Origin of the sequence: Oceanotoga sp. (assembly GCF_030445905.1) — a bacterium.
Lineage (GTDB): Bacteria > Thermotogota > Thermotogae > Petrotogales > Petrotogaceae > Oceanotoga > Oceanotoga teriensis.
This window is the reverse complement of the sequence record NZ_JASUSU010000001.1, coordinates 83,564-99,970: the sequence shown is the minus strand read 5'-3', so window position 1 is coordinate 99,970 and position 16,407 is coordinate 83,564. Positions and strand designations below refer to the sequence as shown.

The following is a 16,407-nucleotide window of genomic DNA, read 5'->3' as shown; positions in this document are numbered from 1 at the left end:
TAAATATTAAATGGAGGAATAAATATGAATAAATTAAGAGTTGGTATTGTAGGTTGTGGAAATATTTTTCCAATGCATGCTGTTTCTGTTCAAATGATAGAAAGTGCCGAACTAGTAGCTGTTTGTGATACTAAAGAGGACAGAGCTAAAAGTAAAGCAAAAGAATTTAATTGTAATTATTATTTAGATTATAAAGATATGATAGAAAAAGAAAATCTCGATATAATACATATATGTACACCTCATTATATGCATCCCCCAATTGCAATATATGCTGCAAGTAAAAAAATAAATATAATGACTGAAAAACCCATGTCAATAAATTTGAAAGATGCTAATGATATGATAAATGCAGCAAAAGATAATAATATCACTCTTGGAGTTATATTTCAAAATAGATATAATCCTGGATCCCAATTAATAAAAAACACTCTTGAATCTGGAGAGCTTGGTAAGATCCTTTCTGGGAAACTTTCAGTAACCTGGGATAGATCTGATGAATATTATCAAAAAAGTGATTGGAAAGGTACTTGGGATAAAGAAGGTGGCGGTGTAATTATAGATCAAGCAATTCATACTATGGATTTGATGAGATGGTTTATAAATAGTGAAATAGATTATATAGATGCTAATATAAGTAATAGAGCTCATGAAATAATAGAAGTAGAAGATTCGGCTGAAGGAGTTATAAAATATAAAAATGGTGTATTAACTTCTTTTCATGCTGTAAATTATTATTCATATGATGCTCCAGTAGAAATAGAAATTCATTGTGAAAAAGGATTAGTAAAAATGATAGCAGATAAAGCTATTATAAAATTTAATGATGGTAGAGAATTAATTGCAGATAAAAATCCAGCAGAAACTTTTAATTATGGTAATGTGAAAGGTTACTGGGGTGTTAGTCATATAAAACAAATTTCAAAATATTATAAAAACATTTTAAATTCGGAAAAACCTGAAATTGATGGTAATGAAGCTTTTAAAACTCAAGAGATGATATGTGCAATATATGAAAGTGGTAAAACAAATAAAAGAATACACTTTTAACCTCCTCATTTTGTTTATTAATAATTAATCTGGTATAATAAACTTTGAAAATAAGAAGTTTTATGGAGGTGTAATAATTTTGTATAACCCTGAGTTGATTAGAAATATTTCTATAATTGCTCATATAGATCATGGAAAAACAACTCTTGTAGATAGAATTCTTGAAATGACTCATTCTGTTGAAGAGAGAAAAATGAAAGAGCAATTTATGGATAGTATGGAATTAGAGAGAGAAAGAGGAATAACAATAAAATCAAAACCCGTAAAAATTTACTATGATTCTGATGATGGAAATACTTATGAAATAAATATAATAGACACTCCTGGACATGTAGACTTCACTTATGAAGTCTCCAGGAGTTTAGCTGCTTGTGAAGGTGCTGTTTTACTCGTCGATGCGTCTCAAGGTGTAGAAGCTCAAACTGTTACAAACACCTATCTTGCACTTGAAAATGACCTTGAAATTATAGGGGTTATAAATAAAATAGATCTACCAAATTCTAACCCTGAAGAAACTATTCTTGAAATAAATGATTTAGTTGGAATTGATACAGATGATATATCAAAATTAAGTGCCAAAACAGGAGAAGGTGTTCATGATCTTCTCGAAAAAATAGTAAGAACTGTTCCTTCACCTGTAAGTAAAGGTAGTTCGGATGATAAATTAAAGGCTTTAATATTTGATGCTGAATATGATAAATATAAAGGGGTTATAATATATACAAGAATTTTTTCTGGTTCTATTAAAAAAGGTGATACCATAAAATTAATGGCTAAAGATACTTCTTATGAAGTTTCAGAAGTTGGAATATTTCACCCTGAATTACAAGAAACTGAAGATTTAACAGCTGGAGAAGTTGGGTATATTATAGCTGGAATTAAAGACATTGAAGAAGCAAATGTTGGAGATACAATAACTCTTCAATCAAATCCTACAGATAAAAGATTACCAGGTTATAAGGAATCAAAACCAATGGTTTATGCTGGACTTTATCCGGGAGTACCAAAATATTATGAAGAATTAAGAAAAGCACTGGAAAAACTTAAATTAAACGATGCAGCTTTGACATTTACAGCTGAACATTCACCAGCTATGGGATTTGGTTTTAGATGTGGATTTTTAGGTTTATTACATATGGATATAGTTAGAGAGAGACTTCAAAGAGAATTTGAAATAGCTGTTATTTTAACAGCTCCAAGTGTCGTTTATAAAACTAAATTAAAATCTGGTGAAATGCTTGAAGTTACAAACCCATCAGAATTTCCATCTAATGATTCTATAGATGAAATATATGAACCTTATGCAAAACTCGATATAATAACACCACCAGATTATATGGGCAATTTAATGAATCTTTCCCAAGTTGAAAAAAGAGGCGAATTTAAATCAGTTTCAAATGCTGGTAAAGATAGAGTTGTTTTACATTTTGAAATTCCTATAGCTGATTTAATATTTGATTATTTTGATAAGATGAAAGCCATTTCAAGAGGTTATGCTTCTATGGACTATGAGTACATAGATTATAGAAAGTCTAATCTCGAAAAAATAACTATACTTGTTAATAAGGAAACTGTAGACGCTCTTTCTTTTATAGAACATGAAAGTAAAGCTTATGAAACTTCAAGAAAAATTGTTGACAAATTGAGTGATTTAATTCCAAAACATCAATTTGAGATCCCAATACAAGCTTATTCACATGGTAAAATAATAGCAAGGTCTACAATAAAAGCTTTAAGAAAAGATGTTTTAGCAAAGTGTTATGGTGGAGATATTACAAGAAAAATGAAGCTTTTGAATAAACAAAAAGAAGGAAAGAAAAAAATGCGTGAAATAGGAAGTGTTTCTATTCCTCAGGATGCTTTTCTAGCAATACTTAAAATTAATGATGAAGATAATTAATTTTTGTTTATCCATTTGTAAAATGAATAAAATTATTGTATAATTAGATAAATAATAATCTTTTTTAGGGGGTGTCGTTTTTGTCAGACTCAATTTCAGAAAAAAGTGCCAAAAAAAAGCAAAAAAAATTAATTTACAGAATTTCTCTGTGGATTGTTGGAATTGCTTGCTTACTAATTTTTAGTTTAGTTGTTGATATTCCCGCAATAATATTTTTAGCATCTTTAGTCGCTTTATTATCCAGAGAATGGATACTTGCAATGGCAATTACCTTTATAAGAGGTACTGCTATTTTTGGGATTATGGATGATATACAGATGCTTTGGATAACGGTTTTCCTTTTATATGTTTTCATATGGGGAATTTATACATTCTTCTTTAACACAGATAAATTTATAAAGCCAAAAAGAAGTTAATTTAACTAAAAATTTTGAAAAACTTACCTTATAAAAAGGTAAGTTTTTTAATTTATACTATACTTTTTTTTCACATTATTTATTTCATCTCTATATTTTGCTGCATCTTCATATCTTAATTCAGATGCTGCTTTATACATTTCTTCTTCAAGAACTGCTAAATAATCTTCTGGACTCATACCTTCACCAACTTCAAATACATAGTCTTCTTCAGTCATTTTATCTTTAAAAGGCGCAAATACATCATCAGGTAATTTTTTTATTATTGAAGTAGGTATTATATTGTTTTCTTCATTGAATGTTTTTTGTATTTTTCTTCTTCTATTAGTTTCATCTATAGAAATTTTCATAGCTGGTGTCATTTTATCAGCATATAATAAAACTTTTCCATTTACATTTCTTGCAGCCCTACCTATTGTTTGTATAAGAGTTGTTTCTGATCTTAAAAAACCCTCTCTATCCGCATCCATTATAACAACAAGAGAGACTTCTGGCATATCCAAACCTTCTCTTAAAAGATTAACTCCAACAACTACATCTATATCACCATTTCTTAATTTTTTTACAACTTCTGCTCTTTCTAAAGTATCGAGTTCAGAATGTAAATACTCTGATTTAATTCCCATAAGATTCAAATGATCTGATAACATTTCAGCATCTTTTTTCGTCAATACAACTGCAAGAGCTCTTTCATTTCTTTTAACTATTTTACTGATTTCAGAAACAAAATCATCTATTTGACCTTCTGTAGCTCTAACTATAACTTCAGGATCTAATAAACCTGTAGGTCTTATTATTTGCTCAACAACTTGTTCAGAAACTTCTTTTTCAAATCTTCCAGGTGTAGCCGATACTAAAATAGTTTGATTTACTCTTTGGGCAAATTCATCAAATCTTAAAGGCCTATTATCAAGAGAAGAAGGAAGTCTAAATCCAAAATCAACAAGATTTTTTTTTCTTGCATAATCTCCTTTATACATTCCTCCAATTTGTGGAACTGCTATATGTGATTCATCTATAAAAGTTAAAAAATCTTTTTCAAAGTAATTCAATAATGTCCAAGGAGAATCTCCTGGTTTTCTACCATCAAAATATCTTGAATAGTTTTCTATTCCTTTACAATATCCCATTGTTTCAAGAAATTCTATATCTTGTCTGGTTCTTTGCTCTATTCTTTGCGCTTCTAATAATTTACCATTTTTTTTAAATTTTTGAATTTGAAGATCTAAATCATTTTCTATATCTTTTATTGCTCCAAGAATTTTATCTTCTGTCGTAACAAATTCTTTTGCGGGATATATAGTTATTTTATCAAAATCTTCAATATGTGTTCTATTATAAATATCAAAAGATATTATATTTTCTATTTCATCATCAAAAAAAGTAATTCTTATTCCATGGTCATCATAAACAGGATAAATTTCTAATGTTTCACCTTTCCATCTAAATGTACCACCAGTAAAATCATCTTCTTTTCTTGTGTATTGCATTTTACCAAGTTTTTCTAATATGTCTCTTCTTAAGTATCTTTGACCTTTTTTTAAATAAAGATTTATATTCGCAAAGTCTCTTGGGTTTCCAGATGCATAAATTGCTGATACAGATGAAACAACGATTACGTCTTTTCTTGTTAATATAGATTTTAACGTAGATAATCTCATTTTAACTAAAATATCGTTTATATCAGCATTTTTTTCAATATATATATCTCTTGTGGGAACATATGCTTCAGGCTGATAATAATCATAATAAGATACAAAAAATTCGACTTTGTTATTTGGAAAAAATTCTTTGAATTCATGGTATAGTTGAACTGCAAGTATTTTATTTGGTGACATTATCAACGCTGGTCTACCTGTTTTTGCAATGACATTAGCCATGGTATAAGTTTTTCCAGATCCAGTAACCCCTAAAAGTGTTTGAAATCTTTTTTTATCATTTAATCCTTGTACAAGTTGTTCAATGGCAAGCGGTTGATCTCCTCTCGGTTCATATTCAGAATATAAATCATACAAAGTTATCACCTCAAATGTAATTTATCAATTCATATAAAGAAGATATGTCTCCTTTTCCTTTTCTATCTATTCTTAAGGACTTTATACCTATATCTTTTGTTGCTTTAATATCGGTAATTAAATTATCACCTATAAATATTATTTCTTCTTTATTTAAATTAAGTCTTTGAAGAGCTAATTCAAATATTCTTTTATCAGGTTTATATAACTCAACTTCTTCAGATATTATAAGATCTTCATAGTATATTTGTGATGAATTAATTTTTTTTCTTACGAAATAAGAATCTGCATTTGTAAGTATACTAACATATATATTTTTCTTTTTTATTTCATTTAAATAATCAATATCTTTAAAATATGGTAATTTTGAAAAACTTTCATACATAAAGTCTATATAATATTTTGCATCTTCTTTTAAATTATATTTTTTTATAATTTCATTGAAAAGCATTTTATAATAGTATTTTTCAGGTTTAAATTCTTTTAAATAATAATCTTTAAAATAATGAGAATATAGATTTAAAACTTCTTTTTCAATATATTCAACATTTTTTGAAGTCTTTTTAGATAATAAATTCGAAACCTCATAAAACAATCCTTCAGCATCAATTAATGTACCATATAAATCAAATATAATAGCTTTTAACATAAATAACCTCCATAAAAAAAGAGTTTGCAGTTTAAAAACAACTGCAAACCTTTATTTTTATTCAAATTAAAATCTTAATTCTAAACCAGCAGAAAGTTTTAATTTATTATCTATAGGATTTCCATTAAAGCCAAAATTAAAATCATACCCAATTTCCGTTGTTAGTCCAATATTTTTATTAAAGAAATAATCTAATTTGAGTCCAGGAGTTACAGCAAAAGAATCATCTGAAAAATCTTCTGAATACAATTTAGAAACTACTCCAAGTCCTATATTAGGTGTTATCGCAAAATCATTCATATCCAATATATAACCCAATCTAAAAGCAATAGAAATCATATTATAATTTATATTATAATTATATTCAAAATTTCCTCCAAGATATAATCCTTCATAATTATCTATCGCAAATGCAAAACTTACACCATGATCTTTAAGTCCTTTATTTAAATAGCTTATATCGTATAAAGCTCTAATCGCTAATTCATATGGTGCTTCTATTACATAATCTGCATTATTTATATTAAAAGCTCTAGGATGTTCAAGAATTCTAAGGACAGATTCATTTTCTCTTACTTGTTTAACTACAAGTTTTCCATCTGTTATCATCTTTCCATCAAATTCTTTCACAAATTGAAATATCATACCATTATAAACTCCATAATTCTTACCTTTGTTAATTTTAACAAAATCATTTACTATGTTACTATTCATATCCGCTTTAATTCTAAATAGCATATTCAATTTAGAAACTATATTACCCGTCACTTCTCCTACCGCCTGATCTCTGGCTTGTTTCATAACATAAGAACTATTACTTGGGGTAAAAAATCCAGTAGATGCAAGTTTTGTATATGAAGTTCCAGATCCTGTAAATCTTTTACTTTCCAAAACATCTCCATTTTGAACATTTATCAATTTATAATTTACATATAATTTGAAATCCCACCATAAATAATTGTTCTTATCTATATAAGAATTTTGGTATGAATCAGTAACATCAACAAAAACAATAGCATCTACATTTAATTCTTTTAAATTAGATTGATTTATATTAGAATTTAAATTTCCTAATATATCTCTAAAAAGAAGATCATCTTTATCAACGAGTTTGTATTTTCCTAAATAGGATATTCTCCTGTTTAATTCACTTTCAAGTAAGCCAGTCGCTTCTGAGTACCCTTTAGTATAAACTAATAATGTTTTTCTCATATCTTGAGAAAAAGCAAATATTCCTATAATTGTTATTAATAATATGATTAGATTTTTTTTCATTTTAACACCTCCAATTGAATTAATTATATATCTTAAATATATTTTTTTCAACTTTATAGCGATATTTTGTCTTTTTAAGGTGTAAAATGGCTATTTTTTAATATATCTGTTTAAATAATAATATACAAAAAATGACTTACAGATGCTGCAATTATTCCTGCTATAGTATGGGCAAAGATTGCCTTTGAAGCAAGGTTTCTTGCAGCAAGAGAATCCATCATGGCAACATGAGTTGATAAATAACCACTCCATGTAAGACCTATAGATGTGAAAACAGCGATATCATTTGCTGTTAATATTCCCTCATTTATAAAAGATGGTATTAACGCCAAAGCCGCTCCGGTCGAGCCAAGTGCTGTCAATGGAAAAGCTATTAATTTTGGGCTTTGAAATCCAAATAAAAATTCCAATCCTCCAGAAACTTTTGAAGCCAACCAAGGTAAAAATGGAACACCTTCAAAAGCAAGTCCTTGATATCCTATATTTGGATCTTTTGGTCCATAAGTAATAAGCATAACAAATGATGAAATTATTAATACTCCTGGAATAATATCTAAACCAAGATTAACACCACTTTTTCCACCTTCTAAAAGGGCATCTAAAAATCTTGAACCAACTGTACCTTGTCTAACTTTTCTCCAATTTATATTGGATTGAATAGTTTCTTCTTCAGAGCCATAAAATCTTTTTGTGTATATAGAAAAGATTTTTACACTAATAATAGAACCAACAACTGCTCCAAGAAGACCTATTAAAACTGGCTTTATTAAGTTTACTCCCATAGTTCCAGACTGAGCCATCATATAAGTTGAAACAATTAAACCCATTCCAAAAGATGTTCCTAAATTACATAATAAAGGTACTTGCCATTTTTGAAAATATTTTATAAATTCATTGTCTTTAGCAAGAGAAATTATTGCAGGATTATCTGATAAAAAAGTTGTTAATATTCCCAAAGATGCTGCTCCAGGTAATCCATATAAAGGTTTCATCAAAGGTTTTAATAATTTATTTAAAAGATTAACAACTCCAAATTCCGATAAAAGAGAACCAAGTGCTCCAGTTAATACCGCAACAGCCATTATAAAAAATACAGTATTTAATAAAAGATTGTGTGCAGTATTCATAAGAGTTTTGAATAAATTTGCTGTTCCCATAATATTCGCTAAGGGAACAAATATTAATAATAGTATTCCAATAAAAATATATGGTTCGATTTCATGACCTAAATTCCTTTTTTTCATCTTTTTTGATTGTAATCTTGTTTTCAATTTAATCCTCCTGCATATGAAAATTTTTTCATTATTCAAAAATAAAATACAGAATTTTTATCAAAAACTCAAATCTAATATTAGACGATTTAAGTCATTTAGAGTCATAGAAAAGTCATTTAAATTAAAAATAGGGCGAATGCCCTATTTATATATTTAAAATTTTATTTTTTATATTTTCTTTTTTATGTATAATAGTTTTTCTATATAAGTCTAACTTTTCATCAAGTATTATTCCCGAATCTTCCAAAACATTATAATCCAGAGTTATAAATTCATCGAAACTTCCTATAAAAGCTTCTTTTGAATCTTTTAACATTAATACATTCGGTTTTAATTCAAGAAATTCACTTATCCAATGTGTAGATAATATTATTGTTTTTCCCATTTTATTGAGTTGTTTTATTGTATTAAAAACAGATTCTCTGGTAGAATAATCTAAACCAACAGTTGGTTCATCAAAAATTATATACTCTGGTTTATAAGATAATACTGAAATTATAGCTACTTTTCTCATTTCTCCACCAGATAAGTTAAAAGGAGATCTTTCAAGATATTCATAAGGTAAAGATAAAAGTTGCATATAAAATGATATTTCTTTTTTGTCTATGTTTACATTAAAATTTTTGGGTGCATATAATATTTCTTCTTTTATGGTAGGTAAAAAAAACTGAGTTTCTGGATATTGAAATATTATACCTACTTTTCTTCTTATATCCTTTATTTTTATTTCTTTAGATTTTGTAGACTCTTCATCTATATATACTTCACCTTGTTGAGGAATTAAAAGGCCATTAAACGTATTTATTAATGTACTTTTACCAGACCCCGTATGACCAACAAATAGCCATAATTCTCCAGATTTTATTTCTAAATTTATATTGTTTAAAGCTATCTTTTCAAATGGTGTATTTTTAGAATATGTATATGTAAGATTTTTTACTTTTATTGACATATTTCTTCCACCAACTCATCATAAGATTTATTTAAAAATTTTTTTAATTTTATATCAAAAGGTATTTCTATAGCCATTTTTGTATTCATATAAAATTTATCTCTATTTCCATCATAAATAACTTTACCATTTTTAAGTCCTATAATTCTATCAACTTCATTTAAATCTGGTGCATGATGCGATGCAATAATTATAGTTTTTCCCATATTCACAAGTTTTTTTATTACTTTATAAACTTCAAGTCTTCCCTTTGGATCTAACATAGTTGTAGGTTCATCCATAAATATTATGGAAGGATCCATTGCAACTATTGAAGCAATTGCGAGTCTTTGTTTTTGACCCCCAGATAAAGTGTTTGGATCAGCTTTTTCTTTTTCATTTAAGCCAACTACATCGAGTGCCCATTTTATTTTTTTTATCATTTCTTCTCTTGGAACACCTGTATTTTCAAGTCCAAAAGCTATATCCTCATCAACAGTAACTCCAACTATTTGATTTTCTGGATTTTGAAAAACATAACCAATTTTTGTTCTATTTTTTATATTCAATTCTTCATTTTCATATATTATTTTCCCATTTTTAGGTTCATATATACCGCTTAAAATTTTCATTAATGTTGATTTTCCAGAACCATTATCTCCAACTAAACCAACAAATTCTCCCTTTTTAAACTCGAGGGAGATATTTTTCAATATTTTATTTTCATTATAATCAAATTCTATATTTTTACATTCAAAAAACATTTTATTCTTCCTTTATAGATTTATATACTCTTATTCCACCACTTTTTTGTAAAGTGTCTACATTTTTAAATATATTTTCCATATATTCTTGTATTCTTTTACCACCTTTATTGTGATAAGCTACTAAAAGTAATACTCCATCTTTATTTAAATGTTTATAAGAACCTTCTATCAAAGATTGCCAAACTTTTTTACCTGCTACTATTGGAGGATTTGAAATTATTGTATCAAACATCATATCTTCCCATGGTTCATAAAGATAACCTTGTCTTATTTCAATATCAGCATTGTTATCTTTAGCATTTACACCGGCATAATCACATGCTCTATTATTTATATCACTCATATACATTTTTAAATTTGGATTCTCTTTTTTTAAAGTTATACCAATAGGACCATATCCGCATCCTATGTCTAAAATATTTTCTCCATAAATTTCTGCATTTTCTATTAAAAGTCTTGTAGCTTTGTCTATTTTTTTCTTTCCATAAACTCCAGTTACAGATTTAAATATATATTCATGATCATTTTTTAATTTTAATTTTAATTTTTTAGATCTCATTTCAGATGTTGGATTCTCTGTATAATAATGTTCAAATCCTTCTGGTTTTATTTTTTTTACTTCTTTTTTGTTTCCTTTTATTTTTTGATTAACTATATCAACAACACTTTCTACATCTAAATGCATTAAATCTTCTGGACCTAATATTTTAACATTTTCTTTTTTATCTTTTTTATTTTTTTTGTTCCTTTGATTCATTGAAATACCTCCATCAAAAAGCATTTAAATACAATTCTAAATTAAAACTATAATCTTGATCAAATTTATAAAAAACAAATCCACCAGGAACTATAGAATATTTTCCAGCAAAATTGACATAAAATCTCATCATCGCTTCTTTTGTTTCAAATATTTCATATCCAATATAACCACTAAAGCCTCTTAATTGTGCAAGATCTTCCGGAAAAGCTTGAAAATTATAATTAAGTCCTTCATCAGTTCTTATTATATCTATAAGTCTATATGTAAGATTAGCTCCAAATATTATGTTTCCCAAGCCTCCATTAAAAAAGACATTTGCACCTGCAAAACCTGATTTATTATTTCCAGTTTCAGAGGCATCTTCTGTAAAAGAATTCCATAAGCCTATTCCAAAATCAAAATCTTCATATATAAGATCTACACCAGCGTTTAAATTATTATTAAAAACTGGATTATTAAAATCGAAATTCAAACTTAAAAAAGGTCTTATTTGATCAAAAAAAGTATATTTATATGAAAAAGAAAAATCTTTATTTGTTAATTTCAAATAATTATTCTCATCTTCATACCCCGCACCTATAGAAAATGGAGTATTTATAACTCCAAAAACTTTAGAAAAAGATAAAATAGTCATAGTAAGAATTAATAAAACCATTAAGTTCTTTTTCATTTTATTCCCCCTCATAATAAAATATATAAAAAAAGGTGGCTGAGCTTCCCTGCGGCACACAAAAGACAAAGCTTATGGCTGCTCCCTTCCGGGCCTGACCAGTTTCACTAGTTTTCGTTGCGCAGGACCCAGCCACGTGTAGTCCCAAAAAGAATTATACCATAAAAATCAAAAAAATCAATACTTATGATATCTATTAGGCGTTACAATTATCTTAAAACCTTTTTGTTTTAAAGTTTCTAAATATTGTTTATCTTTAGGTAATGGCGGTGGAACTATCAATTCATTAATATTCCAGTCTTCTAATTTTTTTATTATTCTTTCATCATTAATTGGTGAATCAAAAATCATAGTTCCAGTATTTAAATTTTCATCAAAAGCATTTAACACGTATTCTAAGGTGTTTAAAGCTATCATTCTATTTAATGAACTTTGATTTCCAGAATAAATTCTATTTCCTTTTAAATATACGATTGAATCTGATTTATGCATTTTAGCAATTTCAAAAGCTAATTTCGAATAATCGTCTGAATCAATTATTAAATTTTTATATTCTTGTTTTATAACTATATCTTCGTCTATAATATATTCTTGGTCAAAGGACATATCAAATCTATCCATTTTGAATACCATAGATTTGTATGATAAAAGATCTTCTTGATTTATATCTGCCGTAGTTAAAATACAATCTATCATATTGTTTTTTAATTTTTTTATTATATCTAAACTATCGGTATATAATACTCCACCCCTCAATTTATTTATATGTTTAAAAAATTCTTCCAAGTCTTTTTCTGATGGATCTATATAAGCAAATACAATAATTCCTTTCTTTGAAAAAGCTATTATTTCTCTATTCGTTTTGCTAACTAATTTGAATAATTTTTTTATATCTTTTATTATCCTAAGGGTTGGAGATTTGAATTTTGTCATATTTTCCATATGATCAAAAATACTTTCTCCACCTGAAAATTTCATGAGTGTAGCTTCTTGAAGTGGATTAGAACCATATCTCAACATTCCACCTATTTCAAAAAATTCATGATCAAATTTTTCAGAAGCAAAAAGTTCACTAAACACTTTATGAATGTTTGAGTCATATTTAGATGTGGTATAAAATGCTTTTAAAGATAATTTTCTTCTATTATGTAAAGGTACATCTCCACATTCTTCAATAGATTCTATTATATCTTCATAATCTTCTGGATCAACAAGAGGTACAACATCTCTATAATTTTTTGCTGCAGCTCTTATCATTGCAAGTCCACCTATATCAATATAATTTAAAAGTTCTTTTTCTATAGTTGTATTTTTAGCGATTTCATCAAATGGATATAAATTAACTACAACAAGGTCTACTCTTTTTATACCTAAATTATCACATTGTTCTTCATGTTCTTTATTTCCAACTTCTCCAAGAATTCCTCCAAATAATTTAGGATGTAAACTTTTAACTCTGCCTCCCAATATTTCTGGAAAGTCAGTATATTCAGACATTTTAGTCACAGAAATTCCTATACTATTTAAATATTCAGCAGTTCCACCAGTAGATATTATTTCAACATCGTTTGCTTTAAGAAATTTTGCAAGTTTTTCTAATCCAGTTTTATCATATACTGAAATTATAGCTCTTTTTATATTCATAAAAATCCTCCCAAATATAATTCTTATAATATTATTTTACCACTCTATTTGTTAATATTCATTACAGAAAAATATTGTTAGAATTAATACATAATAAATTACCTTAACTTACATACATGTAAGTTTTAATTTCTAAATGTAATAACTTTAAATTTCTAAAATACATTAAAATTGTTAAAATATAAATGAACATTAAAAGGAGGTAATAATATGAAAAAAATAATTAAGAATTTTGATTTTTTTATATATATACTATTTAATCCAGAATTGATAGCAGAAGAACCAAAAGAAACCTCTTCCCCTTTAAATAAGTTAAAAAAATAAAGACATTTTGCATTTGCAAAATGTCTTTATTTTTAATATAATTTCAAATACTGGTCTATTTCCCAATCGGTAACATGAACTTTAAAACACTCGATTTCTTTTTCTTTAATACTTATGAAAGTCTTATATATATGTTCACCAATAATTTCTCTTACAAAATTATCTCTTTTTAATTCATTTAATGACTCCTTCAAAGAACCTGGCAATTTGCCGATTCCCAGGTCTATCTTTCTGTTATTATCCATTGAGTATATATCTTCAATAACAGGATCTGGAGGAGTTATTTTTTCTTCTATTCCTTTTAATCCACATCCAAATATTACAGCAAGTAAAAGATATGGGTTAGAAGTTGGATCTGGACTTCTTAATTCTGCTCTTGTTCCTTTACCTCTTGCTGCGGGAACTCTTATTAAAGCACTTCTATTCGAAACAGACCATGCTACATTAACAGGTGCTTCATATCCTGGTATTAATCTCTTATAAGAATTTATAGTAGGATTTGCAATTGCGGTAATAGCTGGTATATGTTTTATTACACCTCCAACAAAATACCTCAATTCCTGTGAAAGTTGATAATCTCCATCTTTATTGAAGAAAATATTTTTATCTTCTTTAAATAAACTTGTATTTGCATGCATTCCAGAACCATTCACCATAGGAAATGGTTTAGGCATAAATGTAGCGTGTAACCCTCTTATAAGAGCCATCGTTTTAACAACAAGTTTAAAAGTTTGTATGTTATCTGCTGTACTTATAAGATCATCATATTGAAAATCAATCTCATGTTGTGATGGTGCTACTTCATGATGAGAAGCTTCTACTTTTAATCCCATAACTTGTAAAGCATTCACTATTGATTTTCTTGTTTCTTCACCAAGATCTACTGGTAAAAGATCAAAATATCCTCCTTCATCCAAAAATTCAAGTTTAATTTGCTTGTTTTTTTCGTCTTTTGGTAAAAGAAAAAATTCGGGTTCAGGCCCACAATATCCTGTATAACCTTTTTCTTCAAGTTTTTTGACAACTTTTTTCAATATATATCTTGAATCCCCTTCAAAAGGTTTACCAGTAGTAGTATAAACATCACATATAAGTCTTCCAACTTTTCCCCTTTCAACTGTCCAAGGTAAAATAGTAAAAGTATTTAAATCAGGCTTTAATATCATATCAGATTCATCTATTCTCGCTAATCCCTCTATAGAAGAGCCATCAAACATGGTTCCATCTTTTATAACTTGTTCAAGTCTTGAAGAAGGAACTTCAACGTTTTTTAGCATTCCATTAATATCTGTAACCTGAAGTCTTATAAATTTTATACCTTGACTTTTTACATATTCCAAAAGTTGTTCTTTCTCCATGCTTCACCATCCTTTATATAGATATTTTCCCCGGTGCCTTGGCAAACATTCTTGCTTTTTCAACATGTTTTAGTCCTAAAATATACCTTGTAAATCTCTCTATGCCAAGACCACATCCAGCAGATTCTTTTAGAAGTCCTTTTTTTGCGATTTTTAAATATTCTTCAAAACTTTTTTCTGAATTACCTTTTAATCTCATTCTACTTAGTATTTGTTTATATTCATGTTCTCTCTCTCCTCCAGAGATGGCTTCACCAAATCCTTTTGGATATATTAAATCAAAATCTAAAAGATATTCTGGATCTTTTTTGTTTTGTTTATCATAAAATTCTCTATCTAATAAAGGTAAATCTATAAGCCAAAAAGGAGCTCCTTCTTTTTCTGAAAGAATTTTTTCATAATCTTTACCATATTTTTTTAAAGCTTCTTTTACTTTTATTTTTTTAAAATTCTTTTTTGGTACTTCTAAAGTTTCATTATACTTCTTGATAAGATTTGAATAGTTACATTTTATATAATCTATTGTTTCAATTATCAAATCCTCCATTATATCCATAATATCTTCTCTCTTAGCTTCTCTAACTTCCATATCAAGTTGTACAAATTCATAAAGATGCCTTCCACTTTCATATTTATCTTCAATTTCAAGTCTTATATTTGGAGACATACAGAATATCTTTTTATGTACAAGTGTACTAACTTGCTTATGAAGAATCATAGATTTCGTTATAGAATATTTTTGATCATAATATTCTATACTCGCATCAAAAATTTCATGATTTAATGGATCTGTTATTGGGGATATTATTACAGGAAGAATTTCTGTAAATCCTTTAGAATACATTACATCTCTTGTTTTCCTCAATATTACAGATTGAATAGTTAATAAATCAGAATAAAATTCATCACTGATATAAGTATCAACCAAATCAATAGTATCTACAACTCTCTCTTCTAATCTTTTCATAATTTTCCCTCCTAATTTAATAAAAAAAAACCGACGCTAATAAGCGTCGGTTAATTTTTATACGCAAAAAATCAGCGTAAAATCCCGACGCTGTTCATATTATTATTATTATTATTATTTAATTGTTGAATTAAAAAGTTATTTATTGAAATTGAAAGTTTTTTCATATTAATCACCTTTAATTAAGAATAATTGACTTTTTTGAATTAAAACCATTATATCAAAATAAAATTTATATGTCAAATATTATTTTTGCATAAAGTTTTCAAAAAAAGTATTTACAAAACTAAAAAAGAATGGTATAATATCTCTTGTTATGGCCCCATAGGATAACGGCCAGTCCATCGGATTCTCAGTCCGAGAGTCGGGGTTCGATTCCCCGTGGGGCTGCCATAAAACATACAAAT

At 27.4% G+C, this 16,407-nt stretch carries 14 protein-coding genes, 1 tRNA gene and 1 other RNA gene; 4 read left to right on the top strand and 12 right to left on the bottom strand.

From position 1 onward, the window contains the following. The first annotated feature begins 24 nt into the window (after positions 1 to 24). The 3 genes from PWP28_RS00520 to PWP28_RS00510 all read left to right on the top strand — a co-directional run bounded on the left by PWP28_RS00520 (position 25) and on the right by PWP28_RS00510 (position 3,366). Complete coding sequence (locus tag PWP28_RS00520; RefSeq protein ID WP_308644039.1) at positions 25 to 1,050, top strand: Gfo/Idh/MocA family oxidoreductase; 1,026 nt, start codon at positions 25 to 27, stop codon at positions 1,048 to 1,050. A 79-nt stretch (positions 1,051 to 1,129) separates the two neighbouring features. Beyond that, positions 1,130 to 2,950: a translation elongation factor 4 gene (gene lepA / locus PWP28_RS00515; RefSeq protein WP_109604100.1), complete on the top strand. Its 1,821-nt coding sequence runs from the start codon at positions 1,130 to 1,132 to the stop codon at positions 2,948 to 2,950. 80 nt (positions 2,951 to 3,030) lie between these two features. After that, a complete protein-coding gene (locus tag PWP28_RS00510; protein WP_109604099.1) occupies positions 3,031 to 3,366 on the top strand; it encodes a hypothetical protein in 336 nt (111 codons plus the stop codon). 47 nt (positions 3,367 to 3,413) lie between these two features. On the opposite strand, the gene uvrB is transcribed toward PWP28_RS00510, so the two are convergent. The 12 genes from uvrB to PWP28_RS00450 all read right to left on the bottom strand — a co-directional run bounded on the left by uvrB (position 3,414) and on the right by PWP28_RS00450 (position 16,000). Further along, positions 3,414 to 5,381, bottom strand: coding sequence for an excinuclease ABC subunit UvrB (uvrB, locus tag PWP28_RS00505; RefSeq protein WP_109604098.1), 1,968 nt, complete (start codon positions 5,379 to 5,381; stop codon positions 3,414 to 3,416). Between the two features lie 10 nt (positions 5,382 to 5,391). After that, a complete protein-coding gene (locus PWP28_RS00500; protein ID WP_109604097.1) occupies positions 5,392 to 6,030 on the bottom strand; it encodes an HAD family hydrolase in 639 nt (212 codons plus the stop codon). 66 nt (positions 6,031 to 6,096) lie between these two features. Continuing rightward, on the bottom strand, positions 6,097 to 7,305 hold the full coding sequence (locus PWP28_RS00495) for a DUF2715 domain-containing protein (protein ID WP_308644038.1): 1,209 nt from the start codon (positions 7,303 to 7,305) through the stop codon (positions 6,097 to 6,099). 110 nt (positions 7,306 to 7,415) lie between these two features. Continuing rightward, positions 7,416 to 8,549: a hypothetical protein gene (locus tag PWP28_RS00490; protein WP_369426105.1), complete on the bottom strand. Its 1,134-nt coding sequence runs from the start codon at positions 8,547 to 8,549 to the stop codon at positions 7,416 to 7,418. Between the two features lie 175 nt (positions 8,550 to 8,724). After that, positions 8,725 to 9,531: an ATP-binding cassette domain-containing protein gene (locus tag PWP28_RS00485; protein WP_308644037.1), complete on the bottom strand. Its 807-nt coding sequence runs from the start codon at positions 9,529 to 9,531 to the stop codon at positions 8,725 to 8,727. Continuing rightward, a complete protein-coding gene (locus tag PWP28_RS00480) occupies positions 9,522 to 10,274 on the bottom strand; it encodes an energy-coupling factor ABC transporter ATP-binding protein (RefSeq protein WP_109604094.1) in 753 nt (250 codons plus the stop codon). The genes PWP28_RS00485 and PWP28_RS00480 overlap by 10 nt, the downstream gene beginning before the upstream one ends. Position 10,275: 1 nt before the next feature. Next, complete coding sequence (locus PWP28_RS00475) at positions 10,276 to 10,836, bottom strand: class I SAM-dependent methyltransferase (RefSeq protein ID WP_369426104.1); 561 nt, start codon at positions 10,834 to 10,836, stop codon at positions 10,276 to 10,278. A gap of 211 nt (positions 10,837 to 11,047) precedes the next feature. Continuing rightward, positions 11,048 to 11,707 (bottom strand): hypothetical protein, encoded by a 660-nt coding sequence (locus PWP28_RS00470; RefSeq protein ID WP_109604093.1) that lies wholly within the window; start codon positions 11,705 to 11,707, stop codon positions 11,048 to 11,050. 34 nt (positions 11,708 to 11,741) lie between these two features. Beyond that, positions 11,742 to 11,841: signal recognition particle sRNA small type (gene ffs / locus PWP28_RS00465), an RNA gene on the bottom strand. Positions 11,842 to 11,884: 43 nt separating this feature from the next. Next, the gene (locus PWP28_RS00460; RefSeq protein WP_109604092.1) at positions 11,885 to 13,351 is read right to left on the bottom strand and encodes an IMP cyclohydrolase; all 1,467 of its coding nucleotides are present in this window, start codon (positions 13,349 to 13,351) and stop codon (positions 11,885 to 11,887) included. 356 nt (positions 13,352 to 13,707) lie between these two features. Beyond that, positions 13,708 to 15,033 (bottom strand): type I glutamate--ammonia ligase, encoded by a 1,326-nt coding sequence (gene glnA / locus PWP28_RS00455; protein WP_109604091.1) that lies wholly within the window; start codon positions 15,031 to 15,033, stop codon positions 13,708 to 13,710. Between the two features lie 13 nt (positions 15,034 to 15,046). Next, on the bottom strand, positions 15,047 to 16,000 hold the full coding sequence (locus PWP28_RS00450) for an asparagine synthetase A (protein ID WP_109604090.1): 954 nt from the start codon (positions 15,998 to 16,000) through the stop codon (positions 15,047 to 15,049). Between the two features lie 318 nt (positions 16,001 to 16,318). Here PWP28_RS00450 and PWP28_RS00445 point away from each other — a divergent pair. Then, a tRNA-Glu gene (locus tag PWP28_RS00445) sits at positions 16,319 to 16,393 on the top strand. The last annotated feature ends 14 nt before the right edge of the window (positions 16,394 to 16,407 follow it).

What these genes read in the sequence shown, in the direction of transcription:
- PWP28_RS00520 (WP_308644039.1), top strand. Translation starts at nt 25, where the DNA reads ATGAATAAATTAAGAGTTGGTATTGTAGGTTGTGGAAATATTTTTCCA.
- PWP28_RS00500 (WP_109604097.1), bottom strand. Translation starts at nt 6,030, where the DNA reads ATGTTAAAAGCTATTATATTTGATTTATATGGTACATTAATTGATGCT.
- glnA (WP_109604091.1), bottom strand. Translation starts at nt 15,033, where the DNA reads ATGGAGAAAGAACAACTTTTGGAATATGTAAAAAGTCAAGGTATAAAA.
- PWP28_RS00485 (WP_308644037.1), bottom strand. Translation starts at nt 9,531, where the DNA reads ATGTCAATAAAAGTAAAAAATCTTACATATACATATTCTAAAAATACA.
- PWP28_RS00450 (WP_109604090.1), bottom strand. Translation starts at nt 16,000, where the DNA reads ATGAAAAGATTAGAAGAGAGAGTTGTAGATACTATTGATTTGGTTGAT.
- PWP28_RS00490 (WP_369426105.1), bottom strand. Translation starts at nt 8,549, where the DNA reads ATGAAAAAAAGGAATTTAGGTCATGAAATCGAACCATATATTTTTATT.
- PWP28_RS00475 (WP_369426104.1), bottom strand. Translation starts at nt 10,836, where the DNA reads ATGAGATCTAAAAAATTAAAATTAAAATTAAAAAATGATCATGAATAT.
- PWP28_RS00495 (WP_308644038.1), bottom strand. Translation starts at nt 7,305, where the DNA reads ATGAAAAAAAATCTAATCATATTATTAATAACAATTATAGGAATATTT.
- PWP28_RS00460 (WP_109604092.1), bottom strand. Translation starts at nt 13,351, where the DNA reads ATGAATATAAAAAGAGCTATAATTTCAGTATATGATAAAACTGGATTA.
- PWP28_RS00470 (WP_109604093.1), bottom strand. Translation starts at nt 11,707, where the DNA reads ATGAAAAAGAACTTAATGGTTTTATTAATTCTTACTATGACTATTTTA.
- PWP28_RS00480 (WP_109604094.1), bottom strand. Translation starts at nt 10,274, where the DNA reads ATGTTTTTTGAATGTAAAAATATAGAATTTGATTATAATGAAAATAAA.